At 50.0% G+C, this 21,437-nt stretch carries 20 protein-coding genes; 5 read left to right on the top strand and 15 right to left on the bottom strand.

Features of this window, described 5'->3' with window-relative positions:
• Positions 1–546: 546 nt before the first annotated feature.
• From speA to emrD, 3 genes are all read left to right on the top strand, one after another.
• The gene (speA, locus tag UF06_RS17225) at positions 547–2,457 is read left to right on the top strand and encodes an arginine decarboxylase (RefSeq protein WP_045571535.1); all 1,911 of its coding nucleotides are present in this window, start codon (positions 547–549) and stop codon (positions 2,455–2,457) included.
• Complete coding sequence (gene speB / locus UF06_RS17220) at positions 2,458–3,393, top strand: agmatinase (RefSeq protein WP_045571534.1); 936 nt, start codon at positions 2,458–2,460, stop codon at positions 3,391–3,393.
• 243 nt (positions 3,394–3,636) lie between these two features.
• Complete coding sequence (gene emrD, locus UF06_RS17215; protein WP_039462818.1) at positions 3,637–4,842, top strand: multidrug efflux MFS transporter EmrD; 1,206 nt, start codon at positions 3,637–3,639, stop codon at positions 4,840–4,842.
• 27 nt (positions 4,843–4,869) lie between these two features.
• On the opposite strand, the gene UF06_RS17210 is transcribed toward emrD, so the two are convergent.
• The 4 genes from UF06_RS17210 to UF06_RS26930 form a co-directional block, all read right to left on the bottom strand.
• On the bottom strand, positions 4,870–5,733 hold the full coding sequence (locus UF06_RS17210; RefSeq protein ID WP_045571533.1) for a lipase secretion chaperone: 864 nt from the start codon (positions 5,731–5,733) through the stop codon (positions 4,870–4,872).
• A 9-nt stretch (positions 5,734–5,742) separates the two neighbouring features.
• Positions 5,743–6,684 (bottom strand): triacylglycerol lipase, encoded by a 942-nt coding sequence (locus UF06_RS17205; RefSeq protein WP_045571532.1) that lies wholly within the window; start codon positions 6,682–6,684, stop codon positions 5,743–5,745.
• 201 nt (positions 6,685–6,885) lie between these two features.
• Positions 6,886–7,347, bottom strand: coding sequence for an OsmC family protein (locus UF06_RS17200; RefSeq protein WP_045571531.1), 462 nt, complete (start codon positions 7,345–7,347; stop codon positions 6,886–6,888).
• Between the two features lie 46 nt (positions 7,348–7,393).
• Positions 7,394–7,549, bottom strand: a complete 156-nt coding sequence (locus tag UF06_RS26930) for a hypothetical protein (RefSeq protein WP_171816754.1) — start codon at positions 7,547–7,549, stop codon at positions 7,394–7,396.
• A 79-nt stretch (positions 7,550–7,628) separates the two neighbouring features.
• Between UF06_RS26930 and UF06_RS17195 the strand changes: the two genes are divergently transcribed.
• Positions 7,629–8,081, top strand: coding sequence for a hypothetical protein (locus UF06_RS17195; RefSeq protein WP_045571530.1), 453 nt, complete (start codon positions 7,629–7,631; stop codon positions 8,079–8,081).
• A gap of 43 nt (positions 8,082–8,124) precedes the next feature.
• Here the strand turns inward: UF06_RS17195 and UF06_RS17190 are convergent, their stop codons facing one another.
• Positions 8,125–8,622, bottom strand: a complete 498-nt coding sequence (locus tag UF06_RS17190) for an outer membrane beta-barrel protein (RefSeq protein ID WP_045571529.1) — start codon at positions 8,620–8,622, stop codon at positions 8,125–8,127.
• A 121-nt stretch (positions 8,623–8,743) separates the two neighbouring features.
• The gene (hrpA, locus tag UF06_RS17185) at positions 8,744–12,697 is read right to left on the bottom strand and encodes an ATP-dependent RNA helicase HrpA (RefSeq protein WP_171816753.1); all 3,954 of its coding nucleotides are present in this window, start codon (positions 12,695–12,697) and stop codon (positions 8,744–8,746) included.
• A gap of 159 nt (positions 12,698–12,856) precedes the next feature.
• Between hrpA and UF06_RS17180 the strand changes: the two genes are divergently transcribed.
• A complete protein-coding gene (locus UF06_RS17180; protein ID WP_045571527.1) occupies positions 12,857–13,444 on the top strand; it encodes an FMN-dependent NADH-azoreductase in 588 nt (195 codons plus the stop codon).
• 136 nt (positions 13,445–13,580) lie between these two features.
• On the opposite strand, the gene UF06_RS17175 is transcribed toward UF06_RS17180, so the two are convergent.
• The 9 genes from UF06_RS17175 to UF06_RS17135 are packed head-to-tail and all read right to left on the bottom strand — an operon-like array spanning position 13,581 to position 21,434.
• The gene (locus UF06_RS17175; RefSeq protein WP_045571526.1) at positions 13,581–14,978 is read right to left on the bottom strand and encodes a VWA domain-containing protein; all 1,398 of its coding nucleotides are present in this window, start codon (positions 14,976–14,978) and stop codon (positions 13,581–13,583) included.
• 1 nt (position 14,979) lies between these two features.
• A complete protein-coding gene (locus UF06_RS17170) occupies positions 14,980–15,468 on the bottom strand; it encodes a hypothetical protein (protein ID WP_045571525.1) in 489 nt (162 codons plus the stop codon).
• A complete protein-coding gene (locus tag UF06_RS17165; RefSeq protein WP_045571524.1) occupies positions 15,455–15,922 on the bottom strand; it encodes a TadE/TadG family type IV pilus assembly protein in 468 nt (155 codons plus the stop codon). Before UF06_RS17165 ends, UF06_RS17170 begins: the two co-directional genes overlap by 14 nt.
• Positions 15,919–16,659 carry a tetratricopeptide repeat protein gene (locus UF06_RS17160; RefSeq protein ID WP_045571523.1) on the bottom strand — a complete coding sequence of 247 codons (741 nt, stop codon included), beginning with the start codon at positions 16,657–16,659 and terminating at the stop codon, positions 15,919–15,921. The genes UF06_RS17165 and UF06_RS17160 overlap by 4 nt, the downstream gene beginning before the upstream one ends.
• A 47-nt stretch (positions 16,660–16,706) precedes the next feature.
• Positions 16,707–17,588, bottom strand: a complete 882-nt coding sequence (locus UF06_RS17155; protein WP_045571522.1) for a type II secretion system F family protein — start codon at positions 17,586–17,588, stop codon at positions 16,707–16,709.
• Positions 17,589–17,591: 3 nt separating this feature from the next.
• Complete coding sequence (locus UF06_RS17150) at positions 17,592–18,476, bottom strand: type II secretion system F family protein (protein WP_045571521.1); 885 nt, start codon at positions 18,474–18,476, stop codon at positions 17,592–17,594.
• 9 nt (positions 18,477–18,485) lie between these two features.
• Complete coding sequence (locus UF06_RS17145) at positions 18,486–19,778, bottom strand: CpaF family protein (protein WP_045571520.1); 1,293 nt, start codon at positions 19,776–19,778, stop codon at positions 18,486–18,488.
• Complete coding sequence (locus UF06_RS17140) at positions 19,778–20,875, bottom strand: P-loop NTPase (protein WP_242402030.1); 1,098 nt, start codon at positions 20,873–20,875, stop codon at positions 19,778–19,780. Before UF06_RS17140 ends, UF06_RS17145 begins: the two co-directional genes overlap by 1 nt.
• Entirely contained in the window at positions 20,865–21,434 is a 570-nt protein-coding gene (locus UF06_RS17135; RefSeq protein ID WP_045571519.1) for a hypothetical protein, read from the bottom strand. Before UF06_RS17135 ends, UF06_RS17140 begins: the two co-directional genes overlap by 11 nt.
• Positions 21,435–21,437: the final 3 nt, after the last annotated feature.

Below are 21,437 nucleotides of genomic sequence, written 5' to 3'. Positions count from 1 at the left end.
CCACTCGAACACACGTGATATTGCGACTCGAGGAACATTGGTTTTTCCAAAGGACAGCCCCTTTGATGACAGATGAATGATGTTTAATCAATTAAGCGCTGCTGGAAAATTAGGCACTGCTCGTCTGTGATTTTTGCATGAATGAATATATTCATTATTTGCATTAGCAACGTGAGTATTTATCGCAAATTAGATCGTTTTCCCGTCACTTGTTTAATGCAAAAATAAGAGGGTAACCGTCTGAAAAAAAGGCGATTAGTCTGACAAAGAACACGAGTTTTCACTCAAAGTGCAGGTAACATTTTACCCCCTGAATATCAAGTGCTTACTCACTGTTATTCAATGAAAATTCGTTTGTTTTTCGTTGAGTTCATAATAAGAAACTATTGTCGTAAAAATTAATTTTATTCATTAGACTCAAATGTTAAATTGTCCGTTAATTCGCGCAACACGCGTTGCGTGTCAGGCCATGAGAGGCTCAGCCCACTCATGTTTTGTTCTTAAATATCCGTTGCAGTTCTGCGGATATATTCTGTGAGATTAGATGTGGAACAAACATCCAAACTAGACCGCGTTCGCGCAGATTACAACGTACATTACTGGAGCCAAGGCTTTTACGGCATTGACGATCATGGAGAAATGTACGTTTCACCTCGTAGTGACAATGCTCACCAGGTTCAGTTAAGCAAAATCGTCAAAGCACTGGAAGAGCGTCAGCTCAATGTGCCGGTGTTGGTTCGCTTTCCACAAATTCTGCATCAGCGTGTTCATTCGATCTGTGACGCGTTTAACCAGGCGATTGAGGAATATCAATACCCCAATAAATACCTGCTGGTTTACCCAATTAAAGTAAACCAACAGCGTGAAGTGGTGGATGAGATTCTGGCGAGCCAGGCACAACTTGAAACAAAACAGCTGGGCCTTGAAGCCGGCAGTAAACCAGAGTTACTCGCAGTGCTCGCCATGGCGCAACAAGCGAGCTCTGTGATCGTCTGCAACGGCTATAAAGACCGTGAGTACATCCGTTTAGCGCTGATTGGCGAAAAATTGGGCCATAAAGTGTTCATCGTGCTTGAGAAGATGTCGGAGTTGGACTTGGTACTGCGTGAAGCAGAGAGCCTTGGTGTGACGCCACGTCTGGGCATTCGCATCCGCCTTGCTTCTCAAGGTACAGGCAAATGGCAAGCCAGTGGCGGTGAGAAGTCGAAGTTTGGACTCTCTGCTTCACAAGTGCTGAATGTGATCACCCGTTTGAAGAAAGAGAACCAGCTCGATACGCTGCAACTGGTTCACTTTCACCTTGGCTCACAGATGGCCAATATTCGCGATGTGCGTAATGGGGTCAACGAGTCCGTTCGTTTCTACTGCGAACTGCGTACTCTTGGTGCAAACATCAAATATTTTGACGTAGGCGGTGGCTTGGCTATCGACTACGACGGCACGCGTAGTCAATCGTCCAACTCAATGAACTACGGCTTGGTCGAGTACGCACGTAACATCGTCAACACGGTTGGTGACGTGTGTAAAGATTACAAGCAGCCAATGCCGGTGATCATCTCTGAATCCGGTCGTTCATTAACAGCGCATCACGCGGTGCTGATCGCCAACGTCATCGGTACAGAGACCTACAAGCCAGAAACTGTGACCGAGCCGGACGAAGATTTCCCAATGCTGCTCAACAACATGTGGCGCAGTTGGTTGAATCTGCACAACGGAACCGACGCACGTGCATTGATTGAGATTTATAACGACACCCAGAGCGATTTGGCTGAGGTGCATTCTCAGTTCGCCACTGGCGTGTTGACGCTTGAGCACCGCGCTTGGGCAGAGCAAACATCGCTGCGTATCTATTACGAGCTCAATCGTTTGATGAGCAACAAAAACCGTTTCCATCGCCCTATTTTGGACGAATTGGCCGAGCGTCTGGCAGACAAGTTCTTTGTGAACTTCTCGCTATTCCAGTCGCTGCCTGACTCTTGGGGTATCGATCAGGTTTTCCCGGTGATGCCTCTGTCTGGGCTGCAAAATACTGCAGACCGCCGCGCTGTAATGCTGGATATCACCTGCGATTCAGACGGTGCGATTGATGCGTACGTGGATGGTCAAGGTATCGAAAGCACCCTCCCCGTTCCGGCTTGGAACGCGGACGAACCTTATTTGATGGGCTTTTTCCTTGTGGGGGCTTATCAAGAAATTCTCGGGGACATGCATAACCTGTTTGGTGACACCCACAGTGTGGTGGTTAATGTCGGTGACCAAGGCGAAATGAATATCGATTTTGTCAACGAAGGTGACACCGTCGAAGACATGATGCGTTATGTGCATATTGATGTGGACCAGATCCGTAAGAACTACCAATCTCTGGTTTCACTTCGTGTTGAGGCCAAAGAGCAACAACAAATCCTGGCAGAGCTGGAACAAGGTCTGTCTGGTTATACTTATTTAGAGGATTTCTAAATGAATGATTTGTTTACTAAAACTGATTATTCGCTTTACTCGAACTCAATGAGTTTCGTGCGTCGTCCGTATGTTAAAGATCCGGTCGCCGCAGACGCGGATCTGGTGGTGTTCGGTGCCCCACTGGATATGGCAACCTCTGGTCGCCCAGGTGCGCGTATGGGCCCTGATGCGATTCGTCGCGCCTCCGTTAACCTAGCTTGGGAAGGCAAAAAGTTTCCTTGGGACTTTAACCTGTTCAAGAAAGTGAAAGTGATTGATGGCGGTGACTTAGTCTTTGACTGTGGTGACGCAGAAGACTTTACCTACCGTATGGAAGCCGCGACCTCGGCCATTTTGCAAAGCGGCAAAACGATGCTGGCGCTGGGTGGTGATCACTTCATCACTCTGCCAGTGCTGCGTGCTTATGCAAAACACTACGGTGAGATGGCACTGATCCACTTCGACGCGCACACCGACACCTATGCAAACGGCAGTAGCTACGACCACGGCACCATGTTCTACCATGCGCCGAAAGAAGGTTTGATCTCACCGAAGCACTCAGTACAAGTCGGTATTCGTACTGAATACAAACAAGACGGCCATGGCTTTAACGTCATCAACGCGATGCAAGCCAACGACATGACGGTCGAAGAGATTCTGGCCGACATTCGCCGTATTGTGGCTGATAAACCTGTGTATGTGACCTTCGATATCGACTGTTTGGATCCGGCGTTTGCGCCAGGCACAGGTACGCCAGTTTGTGGCGGCCTCAACTCCGACAAGATCCTCAAGATCATCCGTGGTTTGAAAGACGTCAACATCGTCGGCATGGACGTTGTGGAAGTCTCTCCCCCATACGATCAGAGCGACCTGACCGCATTAGCTGGAGCCACCATCGCGCTAGAGCTTATCTACGCATGGGCAGCGAACAAAGAGTTCGAAGAGAAGTTCTAATTCGTTGAATGATTGATAAAAGGGAGCGAAAGCTCCCTTTTTATTACCTTTACTTTTGCATTAATTTTTCTAATGCAAATGATAGAAATTAATCTTGCTTTAGATCACATTTCCTTATTGCTTCCCCCCTTAGCAAAGACTAACATCTCGCGCCGTAACCTCCCGTGTTTACGTCATTTATTGGCACTTTTTTACTAAAGCGCCGGGGAATATTGTTGTCTTTTTTCCGGAGAAAATACGCAGATGTCCGCGTCATTTCCATTAGTCAAACTTACCTTTTTAATCGCTATACTGACGGCTGTCGGTCAAATGACACAAACCATGTACGTGCCTTCGATTGGTTACATGGCCGACGAATTCCTCGTTTCACCAGCCGCTTTGCAGGCGGTAATGGCCTGCTATCTTATCCCGTATGGCTTATCGCAGTTTTTCTACGGGCCGCTGTCTGATCGAATTGGCCGTAAACCGGTCATCATCATCGGCTTGGTGATCTATATCCTTGGCACGCTTGTGACGCTATTTGCCAAGCAATATGAATGGTTTTTGGCGGGTAGCTTTATTCAAGGCTTGGGCATAGGCTGCGGCGGAGCAATGTCACGCACCTTGACACGCGATTGCTTTGAAGGAGCAGAGCTGCACCGCGCCAACAGCCTGATTAGCATGTGCGTGATCTTTTCTCCCTTGTTGGCTCCGGTGCTAGGTGGCTACTTGACGGAAACCTTTAGTTGGCGTTCAAGTTACCTCTTCCTTGCCCTGTTTGCGATTGCGGTCATCATCACCATGATGACCAGCATGATGGAAACATTGCCAAAAGAGAAACGCAAAGTAGAGTCCGTCGCACGCAGTTACCGCTATGTGCTTTCCAACCCACGTTTCCAAGGCTATTTACTCTGTTTAGTCGCGACCTTTGCTGGCGTGGCGGTCTTTGAAGCCGCTGCAGGCGTGCTGTTAGGCGGCGTGCTGAATCTACCAGCCACGACCGTCAGTATTTTGTTTGTCTTGCCCATTCCCGGTTATCTGATCGGTGCTGGCCTGTCGAGCTACATCGCTCAACGCCGCTCGCAAAAACGTGCGCTCAATGTGGGTTTGGTGGCGATTTTGCTTGGCGCGGCAATCGTTTTGATCCCTGGAGTGTTTGGTCAGACGACGGCACTCACGCTTGTTGGCGGCGCGACCATCTACTTTCTTGGCGCAGGCATTTTATTCCCAGCGGCAACCACTGGCGCACTGGCCCCTTTTCCTTATCATGCAGGGACGGGAGGCGCGATATTAGGCGGGATGCAAAATCTAGGAGCGGGCATTGCAACGCTCATCGCATCGCTATTTCCAGCACAAGATCAACTGCCGCTGGGCTGCTTGATGCTCGCCATGTCCATTCTTGCCATGCTTGGGCTGCGTTTGGTGTTTCGTAAACCTGATTCATCCAACGAAATGCCGCTGGCAATTTAATCAAGAGAGCAGGTATCCCCTGCTCTTTTAGTTTACAGATTGCGATGCGTTTTGAATGCGCTCTAACGCTTCGACTCGTCGCCACTGCTTTTGAGCAAAGCGGCTAGCTCGCAGCGCCTCAATCTGCTGCTGCTTTTGTTCTGTGCTAAGAAAGTTTGCCTGTAGAATATCGCTGCGGGCAAGCAGATAGCTCTGCAACTCATCGGCAAACTGCTGGCGCTGCGCGTCGAGTTGACTCAACCGCTGCGCCCCAGCCTCTCCCACCAACTCAGCTCGATTTAAGTAGGCAGTTTGCCTATCCTCTTGCTCAGTTTGGCTAAGTTCACCAATCAACCTGCGATTCGCATCACTTTGCTGAATGTACTCTGGTAAATCGGCTAATTGAGCTTGCCACATGGCCTGCTGCTCTTGCTGATTGAGTGCGCTGCTCTGCAGGCGCATTTTCTCTATCGCGAGGGCTCTCAACTGATTTTCTTCGGCAAAAAGCAGCGCTATTTGCTCGTCGGTAAAATAGCGCTGCTGCAGCGCTAACAAAGATTGGTGTAACTCGGTAAAGGCAACGCTATCGAGCGTACTCCAATTGGGTTCTAACTCGACCAGTGCTTGCTTATATTGCAAATAGGTCGCAAATAGACGCTCGTCAATTTGCAATGGTTGAATCACTTCACCAAGCGCGGTGAATTCACTTTGGATCTGATCCAACGGTTTTTCACCCAAAGCGCTGAGAGAGTAATCCATTAGCGCCCGACCAGAGGCGATATCGAGCTCGGTATCCTTTTGAGCAGCGGTACGAATGTCTTGCACCGCCGCTCGTTCTGCCGTTGGATAAAAGACCGCAATGAAGCTCCCCAAGGCGATCACAATAATTATGCTCAATACGGTCTTTTTCATTGGCTATCCTTACAAACCTTGCAGTTTCAAACGATTCGCGTGCTGACGGTACAAGGTAACCGGATCGGTCTCAAACAGATGATGAATGCCAAGCAGGCCATTGATTTCATCTAAATGATTCATTTTGTAGTCATCGCGGATCACTTTGCCCAAGTGCGCACTGCATGTACTGACCAGACCATCGCTTGGCTCACTAAATGCCAAACCCAAAATCGCCATCGGCGCATCAATCGGATCTAACACATTGGTGAACGTGCTTGCGCCTGTCCAAGAGTAGTAATAGACGCCATTCGCGGCGAGAAGATCCCCTTCACCGCATTCTGAACTTGGAATGCCTTCAGGGTAAAACTGGTTAAAGCGCAGTGAACCTCGTGTGGTCAAGGCATCAAGCGAGGCGAGTGGATCTTGCTCAAGCGAGCTGCCACCAGAAAGCAAGCCAATCAGCCCGCTGAGCCCTTCGGCAAGTTTCACCGCCAGCGCTTCCGTGACAGAGCCTTCAGCAACGTGGCCACGCACTAAATCTGCCACTTTTGAACCTTTGTGAACACCGCCAATACTGGTCACCGAGGCAACTAGATCGGGCCTCACCGAGGCGACGTAACGTGCCGTCGGCCCACCATGGCTATGGCCAATCAGGTTCACTTTTTCCGCCCCAGTGGCTGCGAGCAAGGTTTCAACTTGCGCGAGCAACTGCTCGCCACGCACCTCACTGCTGTTGGTCGCGGAGACCTGCGCCACGTACACCTTAGCGCCGTCTTTAGTGAGCGATTCTGGAATGCCGTAGAAATAATCCACCCCAGCTAACTTATCAAAGCCGAATAAGCCGTGCACAAGCACGATGGGATAACGAGTTTGGGTATAACCTGTTTGATCAAGTGAGGCAGCGCTAGTTCCGGCCAAGCTACTGACACTCACTATCCAGAGAGCAACAAAGAGTAGTTTCCTTTTCAATTTTCTATTCCTTATAACTAGTCAGACCTCTGAGGAGCTCATTAACCGTAGGATAGATTTTCAAGGACTGATGGAACTTGTAAATTATTTGTTAATTTTTGTGATAACCACTCAATGCTCAACAAATTTTATAAACATCGTATCACATATGTGAATTACTGTTCGTCAAACGACTATTTTCACATGCATTACAATCACTTGCTAAAACTCCGTACTTACCAGCGTTTTTACCGAGTTGGCAATGAAGCAGTGCTGATGAGCCAAATGATGCCACTTTTCTAGTTGCTCACGTGTCGGCTGCAACTCACCAACGAAGCGAATTTTCGGCCTGAGTACCACCTGCGAAACCCACATTCTTCCCTGTTCATTTTCTTCCATGCGGCCAACCGCGTGATCGATATACTCTTCCACCACGTAACGCTTTTTCGCCACGATACCGAGAAAAGTCAACATGTGGCAGCTCGACAGCGCGGCGACAAAAGCCTCTTCAGGATCGACGTTTTGCTCTACCGATAAAGGCAGAGGAACCACATGCGGCGACGCTGAAGCGGGAACCACTACGCCACCATCAAAACGCCACTCATGTCCGCGGCTATACAGATTATCAGAAAACGGCTCGTGGGCTTGACGCTGCCAATGAACTGTCGCGGTGTATTGAGACATGACTTTTCTCTCCTTGAAACGGGGACAACACGTCGGAGTCGTCCTCTCAGTTGGAAAGAAACACTACCCCAGTTTCGCTTTCTAGTGCAACTTGACTGCCAGCAACTTTGATGTGAAACAGCACACCATTAAGGCGAATAGTCTGATTTTCATACTTGTAAATGCTGGTGTAGCTGTTTTCTTCACCGGGCAAACTGTACATTGCGTCGAGTATCAACTAAAACCCGATTCTGATATTTTATAGCGCTATAAAATCGCCTCGAACAATACTCCTAACCACCATGTACGATGAACATTTTGAACTGCAACACATACTCTTAGAAATCAAAGCCGAGCGCTGGCATGCGATTGAACGCTTTCTGTTTCCCTACTACTGCTATCGCCATCGACTGGTGACTCGCCACGGAAAACCGGATTGGAACTTAGCGCGAGACCAACTGCCGCGCTCGAGCAAGATAACTCACAGCAAACAGAGCGTGATTGAACCTTTAGTACCAGAGCCAAGTGTGGTTGGCTTACTGAAAGGTTTTTGGAAAGATAATGAAAACTTTACCTTAGAGCAGCTAGAGTGTTTGCTGGCAACTTGGCTAAAGTACGTGGTGATTAGCAAAGAAGAGCTCAAAGCCTTAAAACAGGCTGGGTTGGAAAAGTCGATGCCAAGCGAGTGGTATCAGACCGAACAGCCAACAATCGGTGCGCGCTTTGACAAAGTGGGGATAAAAATAAACCGCTAATAACTTAGCGGTTTATTGGATTTGAGATGATAAATCAAGCCACTTATAGGAGGTGAATTGTCGCGTTGAGTGAGAAGGTACCCACATCGTCTTTATCTGTGGTGTAGTTCATGTAGCTTGCGCCAACAGACAATGGGCCAAAGATAAAGTATTCCGCGCCAATACCGTACATGATATCGACGCCATCGTCGTCTTGTGCTGACAGGCCAGTGACTTCTTTATCCCACTGATGTAAACCGCCTTTTGCCCAAACGTGCAGTGGGCCTACATCGATACTTGGTTTAAGGGCTGCGTAGTAAGAACGTAGCTTGGTATCACGCTTTGTGCCTGAGTAATCGATATCAAAAGTACCGTGTTGAGTCAGACCCGCTTCAATGCCAATGATTGGCAGAATGCCTGTACCCGCATGAATTGAGTAGGAAGTGCCGCTTTCGCCTTTAAAGTCAGACTGACCGACCGTCGCACCGCCGTAAATCCATGAATCCGCCATCGCTGTTGATGACGCGCCAACAAGCGCTAGTGCTAAAAGAGTCTTTTTCATCGTTAACCTTCTCTCGTTTGTTTGTCAGTCTGTCAGGAGGCAGGTTTTTGCCTCATGATAGACGTATCAATGCCCGCTATTATACATTCTGCAATTAATATGCCTACATCCAAGTGCGGAATTAGCAAGCATCTATTGCGTTTTTAACCCGTTTATCCGAAACCGGATACGGCGTGCCGAGCTGCTGGGCAAAATAACTCACGCGCAGCTCTTCCAACATCCAGCGAATCTCCTTCACATTGTCTGGCACGGCCATCCCTTTCGGAATTTTATTCAGCAGTTCTTTGTAGTCATTCACCACCGATTCGATCTTAAGCATATGCAGACGATCTTTGTTTGGATCGATAGGCAGCTTCTCCATGCGGCGCTCAATTGCACGCATGTAGCGCAGAATGTCAGGCAAACGCTTCCAGCCGCATTCCGTGGCAAAGCCTTTGAAGATCAAACCTTCAATTTGCGCCTTGATGTCAGACAGTGCAAACGCCATGGTGAAATCAATCTTTCCTTTCAACTTCTTATTTATATTAAAGGCGGTAGTGAGGATAGTTTCCACTTGTTTGGCGATTTCAACCACAGTGTCACCCAACTCGGCACGAACATGCTCTTTGAGCGCCTCGAACTTTTCGGGTTCCCAGACCAAACCGCCCTGCTCTTCAATCAGCTTGTCCACCCCACAGGCGATACAGTCGTCAATCAGATCGAGCACCTTGCCATACGGGTTGAAGTAGAGGCCAAGCTTCGACTTGTTCGGCAAATTGGTGTGCAGATACTTAATCGGCGACGGCACGTTGAGCAAGATCAAACGACGCTGACCCGCACGCATGGCCGAAATCTGCTCTTGCTCGGTTTCATACAGCTTGATCTCCACGCTGTCTTTGTTATCGACAATCGCCGGGTAGGCTTTGACTTGATAACCACCGCGTTTTTGCTGGTAGACCTGTGGCAGCTCACCAAAGCTCCACGTATGCAAACCTTGCTGCTCGATGTCATCATCGGCCACTTTGGAGAGCGTTTCCTGCACTTTCTCTTTCAAACTCTCTTTCAATTCGTGCAGATCTTTGTGCTCTTTCAGTTTACGATTTTTCTCGTCCACCGCGCGGAAAGTGACTTTCAAGTGATCGGGCACCTGTTCAAGTTTCCAGTCCTCGCGCAGCACTTCCACGCCTGTCATACGGCGCAGCTCTTTCTCCAAGGCATCCAATAACGGCATTTCCATCGCGCTCACACGCGACAAAAACGCATCCGCATAGTTCGGTGCGGGAACAAAATTCTTGCGCAATGTCTTTGGCAGCGACTTAATTAGGCTCACCACCAACTCATGGCGCAAGCCCGGAATTTGCCAGTCAAAACCGGCCGCATCCACTTGGTTGAGAATCGGCAGCGGAATATGCACCGTCACGCCATCGCTGTCATCACCCGGTTCAAATTGGTAGCTGAGTTTGAGTTTCAGGCCGTTTTGATGCCAGAAATTCGGATAGTCCAAATCAGTGACATGGCTGGCGTCGCCTTTGAACAGCATCTCTTTTTCGAAGTTCAGCAGTTCAGGATCTTTCTTCGCCGCTTGTTTCCACCAAGTGTCAAAGTGCTTACCAGAAACCACGTCCGTCCCCACGCGCTGATCGTAGAACTGGAACAGCTCCTCATCATCGACCAAGATGTCACGGCGTCGCGACTTATGCTCAAGCTCTTCCACCTCTTGCAGCAACTTGCGGTTTTGCTTGAAGAAGGCGTGTTTGGTTTCCCATTCTCCTTCCACCAGTGCGCTGCGAATGAAAATCTCACGGCTCACTGCGGCGTCAATGTTGCCGTAGTTGACCAAACGCTTTGGCACGATAGGAATGCCGTACAGCATCACTTTCTCATAGGCCATTACCGCTGCACGCTTTTTCGACCAATGCGGCTCGCTATAACTGCGTTTTATCAGGTGCTTGGCGAGTGGTTCAATCCATTCTGGTTGGATTTTCGCCACCACGCGTCCCCACAGTTTGGAGGTTTCCACCAGCTCGGCCGACATCACCCATTTCGGCTGCTTCTTAAACAGACCGGAGGCAGGGAAAAGATGGAAACGGGCATTGCGTGCGCCCTGATATTCGTTCTTCTCCTGATCTTTCATGCCGATGTGCGATAACAGACCGACCAAGATGGCACTGTGAACTGCATCAAATGAGCCCGGTTCATCATTCAGTTTGAAATCCATTTCCCGCATCGACTGATGGATTTGGAAATAGACGTCTTGCCATTCGCGCACCCGCAAGTAGTTGAGGTAATCCTCTTTGCACTGGCGGCGGAACTGGTTACCCGAAAGCGCTTTTTGCTGCTTTTGAATGTAGTTCCACAGATTGACGAAAGTAAGGAAATCAGACTCTTCGTCGAAGAAGCGGCGATGTTTGTCGTCCGACGATTGCTGTTTGTCCGATGGACGCTCGCGCGGATCTTGGATGGAGAGCGCAGCGGCAATGATCATCACATCTTTCAAACAGCCATACTTAGGCGCTTCCAACACCATGCGCGCTAACCGTGGGTCAATCGGCAAACGGGCTAACTGCTTGCCTATCGCGGTCAGGCGTTTGTTGGCGTCTTTCGCTTGCGAGTCAATCGCGCCCAGCTCTTCTAAAAGACGCACACCGTCTTGGATATTGCGTTTATCCGGCGCTTCAACAAACGGGAACGCTTCAATATCGCCAAGGCCGAGCGCCGTCATTTGCAAAATAACCGAAGCTAGGTTGGTGCGCAGAATTTCCGGATCGGTGAACTCTGGGCGTGAGTTAAAATCTTCCTCAGAGTAAAGCCGAATACAGATCCCCTCTTCCACCCGTCCACAACGGCCTTTACGCTGGTTGGCACTGGCTTGCGAAATGGGTTCAATCGGCAAACGCTGCACTTTGGTGCGATAGCTGTAACGGCTGATGCGCGCTGTACCCGGATCAATCACGTATTTAATCCCCGGTACCGTCAGCGAGGTTTCCGCGACGTTAGTCGCCAGCACAATGCGACGCCCAACGTGCGGCTGGAAGATTTTATTCTGCTCGCCTGCTGACAAACGCGCGTAAAGAGGGATGATTTCGGTGTCTTTGAGTTTACGTTTCGCCAAGGCATCGGCGGTATCTCGGATCTCGCGCTCACCGTTCATGAAGATCAGGATGTCGCCTAACCCTTCGTCGCACAGCTCATCAACGGCTTCAAAAATGCCTTCGAGCTGATCGCGATCGTCTTCATCTTCGCCACTGAGCGGGCGGTAGCGAGTGTCAACCGGATAGGTTCGGCCAGAAACTTCGATGATCGGTGCGCCGCCAAAGTGGTTAGAAAAGCGCTCCGGATCAATCGTCGCGGAAGTGATGATGATTTTGAGATCTGGACGACGCGGCAACAGCTCTTTGAGGTAGCCGAGAATAAAATCGATATTGAGGCTGCGTTCATGCGCTTCATCGATGATGATGGTGTCGTACTGATTGAGAAAACGGTCGTGCTGGATTTCCGCCAGCAAAATACCGTCGGTCATCAGTTTGATCTGGGTATGTTCGGAGATTTGGTCGTTAAAACGCACTTTGTAGCCGACGAAATCGCCCAGTTGGGTCTCCATCTCTTCGGCAATACGGCTGGCGACCGAACGAGCAGCCAAACGGCGCGGCTGAGTGTGACCAATCAGGCCAAATTTACCTCGGCCCAACTCGGCGCAAATTTTCGGTAGCTGGGTGGTTTTCCCTGAACCCGTTTCCCCCGCCACAATCACCACCTGATGCTCAGCGATCGCTTTGGCGATGTCATCTTTTTTCTGGCTAACAGGCAGGATTTCAGGGTAGTCAATTTTGGGTTGCAGGCGACAGCGCTGCTCCACTTCCATCATCGATTTAGCGATATCTAGTGCTATCTCATCAAACACGGCGTGACGTGCTGACTCTTTTTTGATTTTGCTGGCACCCGAAATGCGCTTACTGAGACGGAAGCGATCTTTGATCAAGCACTGGCTGAGCGCTTGGCGTAAAGACGCGGCGGTATTCGCCTGAGCCTTTTGCTCCGGCGGCTTGGATTGTGTATTGGGCTGTGACGACGTCAAAGCATTTCCTATTCTTTTCATGACTTAAAACTGCGCGGATTGTACCACAGCCTCAAGAAAAGCCACCAATGAGCGTTATTCTAATTTTTCGAATGAGACTACCAAGTTCCTTGACTTCTCACTCAATAAAAAGTGACTAGAATGGCCACATACTTTGCAACAAAGCTTAAGGAATCTCCTATGTCTCGTCTCCTCGTTCTTAAATCAAGCATTCTTGGCGACCACTCTCAATCGAATAAACTGGTTGATGAATTGGTCAAAAATCTCGACCAACAAGAAATTACCGTGCGTGACTTAGCGCAGCAACCTCTGCCTGTTTTGGACTTCCAAGTCGCGACAGCACTGCGTGCCAGCGGCGAGTTGAGCGCGGAGCAGCAAGCGATTGTTGAGCTTTCAGACACTCTAATTGCCGAAGTGAAAGCGGCAGATATGCTGGTTATCGCGGCCCCAATGTACAACTTCACGGTACCGACACAGCTGAAAAACTGGATTGATCTGATTGCCCGCGCTGGTGTGACGTTCAAATACACCGAAGTCGGCGTGCAAGGGCTGATTGAAGGTAAAAAAGCGATTGTGATCACCACACGCGGCGGGATCCACAAAGACGCCGCCAGCGATAACGTCACACCGTATCTTCGCACCGTCTTAGGCTTTATCGGTATTACTGAGGTTGAATTTGTCTACGCAGAAGCGCTCAACATGGGTGACGACTTTGCCTCTAAAGGCTTAGCTTCGGCAAGTGAGCACCTTGCTGCTCTAACCGCTTAAGCGACAACGCCGCTATAGATTCCACTGCCTGGCATACCAACGGATTGAACGCACCTTGCCCATTTAATGCCAGCTTGTTCTGCCCTCACATGATGTGAGGGCTTTTTCATCGCGCCATAGCCGCCATAGCCTTGCGTTACTCTATTAAGGAACTGCTGATCACCTGATCGGCAATCTGCTCAAACACGCGTTCAACACTAAACAAACTCGCCACATGATAAAACTCGGGGCCAGAGGCGCACGACTGCATCAAACGCTGACTTGCCGCGCCACCAAAATTGATGGTGATGACTTTCACGTCGCGACCCGGTTGCTTGAGTTGGGTACAAATCAGTTTCATTTTTTTGTCGCGAAACGCAGGGTCAAGCAAATGATTACCATCGGAAAACATCACCAAGTATTTACTGCTGTTTTCATCACCGTAATGCCGTGGCAACTGCGGGCGAGAAGCATCCCAAATGCCCTGCCAATATGGCGACAAAAGGCGCATCGCCCAGACCATTCCCTCAGCATTGTTGGTATTCATGCCTGGGACTAAACGCTGAACCGTGCTTTCAAAGTGTCTCCGCTCGCTAATAAACGGCACAATCGGGTTCACATGACATTCGATGTCATCAAAAATTGCCTTATCCTCGTGAAAAGGACGATAGTTATTGCTCGGGTTGGTTGATGGATAGACCGCCGGATCGAGCGGTGTACCGTCGTCAAAAAACGAGACAACTGGTTTGTGAATGGGGCGAATAATCCGTTTGGAATTGTTGCTGGCAAACTGAGGCTGCTTCTCCAAATTACGGAAATAACGCAAACCGAGTGTACCCGGATTGTTCCCTTCGTACTCCAAATCGCGACACATGGCATTGCGTTTTCTCCCAGGTACCGCAGGCGCACGGCCGCTGCCTCGGTCAAACATGTCACTCCAACGGTTTTCACGTTTGACTTGTGCGTGATCGTAGCGGCGAAAAGAGCCGAGATAGATCTCCTCCATTGGGCCGGTGTTCACATTCCCTGAGGCAGGCACTATGCTCACCACATAATTTTGATTGCGATTGCCTCGCGAATAGAGCTTATCGGCAAAGGCCAGCAATGCCTGTTTGGTTTTGGCCATCGGCTCGCCGGACATGGAATTTGAAACATCCAGCATAAAGACAATTTCCGCCTTGTTACTGCTCACACCGGCTTTAGCATGAGCGGATATTGGCACTATCTCGGAGGCAGTCACATTGAGTGAGTTGGGCACGAAATCAAGCTCTACTTGCAAGTTTTCTTCTTGTTCATCGCGCTGATGTGTAACACGAATTCCTTGTGCAAAAAGGCTCGCGGTGCCCGAACTGAGGTTCGCATTCAATAGTTCGACGGCCGTTGCTTCAGGCACTTCGCTAATAATCGCGGAGGCGAGCGCGGCATCAGTTGCATTGGCCACTTGGTTGTGCACGCTGTAAATACGCATCACATCGGTTACCCAAGCGGCAAACACCAACATACTCACCAACATCACCAGCATAAAGACGGAAATACCGCCTGCTTGCTTGCGCATCTTATCTCCTTTTGTAAATCGCGTGGCTGACGAGGGCTTGCTGCTCAGAAAAGAGCACCCACCAATGGGATAAAAGCTGTTTTGGCGCTGGCTGATAACAAACACTGACTACCCAAAGATCCACCTCGCTCAACTTAAACTCAACTTGAGGGGGTTGGCACGCCCCTTCTGCCACTGCAAACGGTTTTTGCTCAGAGAGGAATTGAACATTCACCCCCAGCACAGACCCTGGCTTTGCCATCAATTGCTCCGCTTGTTGCAAGTAGGCGGGAATCCATTCGCGCAATTGGTTTCCATCTTGAATATCTTGCATCGAGACAGCTCGAACTAAGGTATGGCTGAGCTCTTGGACCTTGTCGTTACTGCGGATCAGCGTGGTGAGATCCATAAAAGCCAGTGCCATCAGAAGCAGAAGAGGGATAAACATCAACGCTTCAATCGAAACACTGCCCGATTGCGTTCGGCGGCGGGCACTCTTAATCAGTTTCAAATGCTTTCTCCGGTATGATGGCAATCTGATTGCGGTAGCGGTATACCATCTCTTGATCCGTCAATAAAGGAATTGCCAAAGGAGGCAGTTCAAGAGAAACCGTGATGACGATAACTCCGTGCTGCAACTGCCCCTGTTGCGCCGTTTCTCTCTCCGTGACACCCAGCCATTGGGCTATAGAGGCAAACCGTTGGGATTCGATATTGGCGTTGCGCGCCAAATCTGGACTGTGCAACTGGAGCTGTTGTGAAAATTGTTCAATTAACGCATTCGGGTCCGCGACCTGTTTCAATTGGGTAGCGCGCCTTGCTTGTTGAATCGCATGATCGAGTGCAGAAAAATGCCATTGCACCCGTCCAATTTCAAAAAACAGTAGCACTAAGGCGAGCAATACCGGCATGATCAGGGCAGCTTCTACACTGACGCTGCCTATTTGACCTCTGTGACCTTTCATTGCAATCGGCTCAACTGCTGCTTAAGTAGCGCAATGTCTTGCTCCGCTTGTTGCGAAGACATGCTGTGAGTGAGTAACTCAAACGCTTGTTGCTCCTCATCTTGTGCCAACAACACCAAGGCATAATGCTGCGTGACGAAATCTGGCACGCGATTCCCCTTCATCAAAGGCTGCAACTGTGATTGTGCGAGCGTGAATTTCCCTTGAAGCAGGTAGTGAAATGAGAGGTTAACGCGAAAGCTTTTGCTGTCAGGCTCCAGCTCGATTGCACGCAGAAAATGCCTCTCCGCTTGCTCGGCGAACTGTTGCTCGTCTTGCGTTATTGCCAACAAGTTGTGTAGCCCCGCATGTTGCTCATTAAAGCCTAAGCCTTGCTGTAAATAGTTACTGGCTTGTAGAAGATCGCCTTGGTTGAGGTAGTGGCGACCCAATATGAACGCGGCTTCGGCGGCGTTGTCTGATTGTTCTAACAGCAATTGCTGCAACTGAGCTTGCGCTGCGTGTGGCCTGTCTTCTAGTAGGTCAATGCGAGCAAGCATCAAACGCGCGTGAGCTTCTTCGGGGTAAATCTCCAACACTTGTTGGTACTTATTTTTGGCAGAATCGTAACGGGCGTATTCAAAGGCGGTATCCGCCAGACTATTGAGAGATTCCGCACTCGGTTGTGAGGATGGCGCAGCGCACCCCACAAGCAAAAGGCCAAAAGTCGATAAAATGAGTTGGTAGGCAAATTTCATGGGTGGTTCCTAAATGGACAGCACAACACCGCTGCCCTAGCTGATGGTTATGCCAAACTGGTCAGAAGCTGGGAAAGAATCGGTGAAATCACCATCACCAACATCGGTAACATGATCATAGTCATCTGGATTAAGGTGATCTTTCCAGGCAACTTGCCGGCTTTTTCCTCAATATCCAGCGATCTTTGTCGACGCGCGTCTTCGCTAATTTGCCTGAGCGTGTCGGCCAATGGCGAACCATACTTTTCCGCCATCGTTAATGTGGTCGCCAAGGTATGCAGCTCTGGAATGCCCGTTCGCCAACTCAAGTTGTTGAGTGCTTGCGTGCGATCATTGAGCAGGTCTAACTCAGCCGAGGTGATTCGAAACTGCTCTGACATCTGCACATGCTGGGTGTGTAAATAACGCGCAACACGTTCAAAGGCGCGGTTGAGAGACAATCCCGACTCGACGCAAAGCACCAGTAAATCAATCGCATCTGGCGCAGATTGCTTGAGCTTCTTTCGGTATCGGTCTGCATTAAGATTCAACCACCACTCTGGGCCATTGGCACCGAATACATAGCCGACCAACACAAAAGTGAGTGACCACAGGCTCCATATCGCTTCCTCATTGAGCACCTGTCGAATCAGCAGCATCAACGCGACCAAGAGACCACATGCAACTTTTGCCAACAAAAGCCAAGTGAGCGCTTGAGGTTTATGAAAGCCAGCATTGGCGAGCAAGCGGCTTAAGCGTGCTTTTTCGGATTGGGTTATCCAGTTGTGCATCGCAATGTGTGAGCGTTCGGTATTGAGCGATTTTCGTTTCACGTACAACGCAAGGCGCGCCTCTTGACGCCTGCGCTGGCGGCTGTTTTTCCAAATCAGCATCGCCATCACCAACATCATCCATACGCTAAACAGCGTTAAGAACTGTGCAAGCTCCATCTTTTACCCCTTGAACTTGGTCAGTTGACGAATCAGCAGCAAGCCGCTAGTAACACTGAGCACCACATAAAGCAGGATCCATTGACCAGTACCATCACGCAGCAGGTAATCAAAATGCTCTTTGGCAGAGCCATACAGCACGCCAATCAACACCGGGGGCAAGATCGCCAACACCTTGGCAGAGGTACGTGATTCTGAGGTAATGGTTCGCACACGGCTCTCCATTAAGCTGCGCTCACGCAAGGTTTGCCCCAGTTGCTTGAGCATGTGAGAGAGTTTACCTCCGGTCTCGCTTTGCAAACTCAGCAGCGTCGTCAAAAAGTGAAACTCTTGACTTGGCATCTGCAGCGCGGCGAAGTGCATCACTCTTTCAACGCTGTGACCCAACTTAAGGCGATCATGCATGGCGAGAAACAAGCGCTTGGCACTGCCTTGATACTGCTCTGAGAGGGCAAAAAAGATGTCATGTAAAGGCGCTCCCACTTTAACCGCCCGCTCCATACTGTCGATGATATCGGGCATTTGCGCGTTGAACTCGCGGATGGCAAGCTGCTCAAAATGGCGAAGCGCCAACACCGTCATCAATACCGCCATGACGCTGACTAACAGTAAGGCTGTCGACGCTGCCATACCTTGAGAGAGTAAGGCGATAAATAGTCCGGAGCTCGCCATCACCAAGTACCAGCGGTACTTCTGTAATCGCGCCGTTCCGATCAAGGTTTCGATACGGCTGTAAAACGCCAGCCATTGCGGTCGTTTTTTCTCCGTCACAGCCAACGGTTTAAGGTAGCGTTTTCGCTGTTTCTCCCGCTGCGCTTCAACGCGACGTGAGCGCATGATCAATGCGCCCATCGCGAGCCAAATGAATAAAAAAAATAGCCCTAGCATGGTGCTCTCTTAGCCCCCTACACTTGCAAATAAGGTCGTCCACGCTTTGTCCAACGCGAAGTGGCGCGCGCGTTCAACCACATCATGCGGCAGAACGCCTTGGTGGTAATCACCGCGCCCTTCTTCATCCAGGCGATATTCAAACAGTGGATGTATGGCGATCTGCCCGTTTTCCAAACCACCAACGGCGGAAATCGCGGTGACGCGGCGCTTGCCATCGTGAGAACGCTCAAGCTGCACGACCAAATCCAACGCTGAACTGATTTGCTGGCGCAAAACCGCTGATGGGATCTGCTCTGCCCCCATCATCAACATGTTCTCCAAACGCAGCATCGCATCTGTTGGTGAGTTAGCGTGTAAGGTACATAAGGAACCATCATGGCCGGTATTCATCGCTTGCAGCATGTCAAAGGCTTCGGCGCCACGCACTTCGCCCAAAATGATGCGATCGGGTCGCATTCGTAGGGCGTTTTTGACCAAATCGCGCACCGTCACAGCACCCGTCCCCTCAGAACTGGCGGTTCGCGTTTCAAGCTGAATCCAGTGAGGTTGAGTGAGTGACAGCTCAGCCGCATCTTCGATGGTAATGATGCGCTCGTCATCACTGATGGGTGTACTCATGGCGTTCAGCAAGGTGGTTTTACCCGCGCCCGTTCCACCAGAAACCAAGATGTTAAAACGGCAACGTGCGGCCAACGCAAGGCATTCCGCCATCTCTGCGCTCATGCTACCAAAAGCAACCAAACCGGAAAGATCGTACTGACGTTCAGGGAACTTACGAATTGAGATACACACGCCATTGAGTGCCAATGGCGGCGCAATGATGTTGACTCGGCTGCCATCTTCTAAACGTGCATCCACCAGCGGTGTCGATTCATCTAAGCGACGCCCAACGGCATTGACGATTCGCTGCGCAACGTTGAGCAAGTGTTTTTTATCGCGAAAACGAATGTCGGTTTTCAACAGTTTGCCGTGACGTTCAATGTAGATTTGCTCAGGGCCATTGACCAAAATATCACTCACCGATGGGTCTTCGACTAAGCACTGAATTGGCCCCACTCCCAACATGTCATCACACAGCTGTTCCACCAGCACCGCTAGTTCACATTGGTTGTACGGCAGCAGTTGTTGGGCTGACATTTGGCCGACGGCTTTCTTGATCTCTTGCTGCAGTTGGGCTCGGCTCAATTTTACGGCTTCTGAGGGTTCAATCAGCTTTTCAAAAGCCGCTTGCGCGGCTTCTGGCATCACCAAGGGGTTACCTCGTGAGGCATGCACCCGTTGAGTTTTTTGACCAAACATTAGGCGACCCCCGCTAGGCGCGTTTTTAGTTTTCCAATCGCTTTAGCGAGCTTTCCACCGCGTTTTACCAAAGGTTCGCCGTTGTGCTCCGCTGCTTGTAAGGCTTTGCTATCGAATGGCAGTTCACTAAATTGTGTGATTGACCACGCTTCAAACAACTGCTTTTCACTCCAAGGCCGATGCGATTTGGCGCGGCTCTGGTTACCCACCAGATGCACGTGGTGCAGATACCCTTCGAGTTTCGACAAAATACCATCGGCTCGACGACCCGCCTGTAACGAAAAGTCGTGCACTAACAGAAAGTTGTCGGCAGAGACCAACAGGTCCTCGACTTTTTCAACCAGATAATGAGGCACATCCAATATGACGTAGGCAAACTGCTGCTTGAGCTTGTTAACAACGTTGATTCGCTGCTGCACAGATAACTCCTCTTGATCCTCTGCATAAAACAGACTCAACTGATGGCCGACGTTTTGGCCAAATTGTTTGATCAACACGGAGTCAACTCGCTCAACTTCAGTGACCAAACGATGCAGAGACGGCTGATAGTCCACCCCCAACAAAATCGGATGCTGTGTAAAGGTCAGATTAAAATCGACCAACGCAACCGAGCGATGTTTCGCAAGATCAAGCGCCAAGTTAGCCGCGATAGTAGAAGTGCCGACACCACCGCTTGTGCCACTCACCAAATAGACTTGGCCTTGTTGAAAGCCTTTCTGCGCATGCATTCCTAAAAGGTGCAACAAGCTCTTGTGCAGCGCTGTTGGATCCAATGGCAATGCAAGATAATCAGCAATGCCCATCTGCATCAGATGACGATATTCCGACAAGGAAATTTCCTCGCCGAAGAGAATCACTTGGCAACCCGGAGGCGTCACTTTGGCCAGTTCAGACAAGCGCTCCAACTCATCACGTTGCACCTGCAAAAGTAAAATGTCGCCACATTGACGCTGCGCTAACTGCTTAACCGCTGCGCTTAGGCTTTGCGTGTGGATTTGGCAATCAAGTTGTGCGATGCGATCCACCACCGACTCGATCACGCTCACTTGCTCGCCTTTCTGGGCAAAAACCATCATAGATTGACGTTTAATTTCCACTTTCCCCTCCCGAGCCATCGGTAATTTTCGCTGGGTCTTCGGCGATTCTTACACTGCCTTGGCGTAGACGCTCAACGGCCCCCACTTCCAAGCTGCTTTCGGTAATCAGCAGCGGCGCGCCTTGACGGTAATGCTGCTGATTGGCCATGGCCATTTGCAGACGACGTTTGTGGCGGCACTGCGCGTCACTCAACACCATATTTGGCTCAAAACGGCAAGTTTCTGGGATAAGCGCAACATCGATCTTCACCTCCACGTTGGCTTGATCGACTTGCTGCCAGCGCACGTCCACTGGCAAAGAGAGCGTATCACTGAGTTGTTGTTGCCACTGCGCGAGGTTTTTGTGCGAGACCTGCTGAGTGCGGATCAACACAGAGACTTCACCTTGCTCAACCCGGTTCTGAGTAGGCTGTAGAAGTTGCTGCAAAGCGGGCAACACCGCGTCGGGTGAGCTCAATGTCAGTTCACGCTGTTCGGATAAATTCGTCGTTGAGGTACACCCCACGTTGAACAGCATCGCGGCTGAAAGCATCCATAGATGCGGTCGTTTGTTAATCATGTT

Source organism: Vibrio sp. S234-5 (assembly GCF_000960595.1).
Classification (GTDB): domain Bacteria; phylum Pseudomonadota; class Gammaproteobacteria; order Enterobacterales; family Vibrionaceae; genus Vibrio.
The sequence above is the reverse complement of the archived record's forward strand: the minus strand, read 5'-3'. Positions and strand labels throughout refer to the sequence as shown.

Bases quoted from the DNA above. Each gene is read 5' to 3' on its own strand.
- speB (WP_045571534.1), top strand. From the start codon at position 2,458: ATGAATGATTTGTTTACTAAAACTGATTATTCGCTTTACTCGAACTCA.
- emrD (WP_039462818.1), top strand. From the start codon at position 3,637: ATGTCCGCGTCATTTCCATTAGTCAAACTTACCTTTTTAATCGCTATA.
- UF06_RS17210 (WP_045571533.1), bottom strand. From the start codon at position 5,733: ATGAAAAAGACCGTATTGAGCATAATTATTGTGATCGCCTTGGGGAGC.
- UF06_RS17200 (WP_045571531.1), bottom strand. From the start codon at position 7,347: ATGTCTCAATACACCGCGACAGTTCATTGGCAGCGTCAAGCCCACGAG.
- UF06_RS26930 (WP_171816754.1), bottom strand. From the start codon at position 7,549: ATGTACAGTTTGCCCGGTGAAGAAAACAGCTACACCAGCATTTACAAG.
- UF06_RS17195 (WP_045571530.1), top strand. From the start codon at position 7,629: ATGTACGATGAACATTTTGAACTGCAACACATACTCTTAGAAATCAAA.
- UF06_RS17190 (WP_045571529.1), bottom strand. From the start codon at position 8,622: ATGAAAAAGACTCTTTTAGCACTAGCGCTTGTTGGCGCGTCATCAACA.
- hrpA (WP_171816753.1), bottom strand. From the start codon at position 12,697: ATGAAAAGAATAGGAAATGCTTTGACGTCGTCACAGCCCAATACACAA.
- UF06_RS17180 (WP_045571527.1), top strand. From the start codon at position 12,857: ATGTCTCGTCTCCTCGTTCTTAAATCAAGCATTCTTGGCGACCACTCT.
- UF06_RS17175 (WP_045571526.1), bottom strand. From the start codon at position 14,978: ATGCGCAAGCAAGCAGGCGGTATTTCCGTCTTTATGCTGGTGATGTTG.
- UF06_RS17165 (WP_045571524.1), bottom strand. From the start codon at position 15,922: ATGAAAGGTCACAGAGGTCAAATAGGCAGCGTCAGTGTAGAAGCTGCC.
- UF06_RS17160 (WP_045571523.1), bottom strand. From the start codon at position 16,659: ATGAAATTTGCCTACCAACTCATTTTATCGACTTTTGGCCTTTTGCTT.
- UF06_RS17155 (WP_045571522.1), bottom strand. From the start codon at position 17,588: ATGGAGCTTGCACAGTTCTTAACGCTGTTTAGCGTATGGATGATGTTG.
- UF06_RS17150 (WP_045571521.1), bottom strand. From the start codon at position 18,476: ATGCTAGGGCTATTTTTTTTATTCATTTGGCTCGCGATGGGCGCATTG.
- UF06_RS17145 (WP_045571520.1), bottom strand. From the start codon at position 19,778: ATGTTTGGTCAAAAAACTCAACGGGTGCATGCCTCACGAGGTAACCCC.
- UF06_RS17135 (WP_045571519.1), bottom strand. From the start codon at position 21,434: ATGATTAACAAACGACCGCATCTATGGATGCTTTCAGCCGCGATGCTG.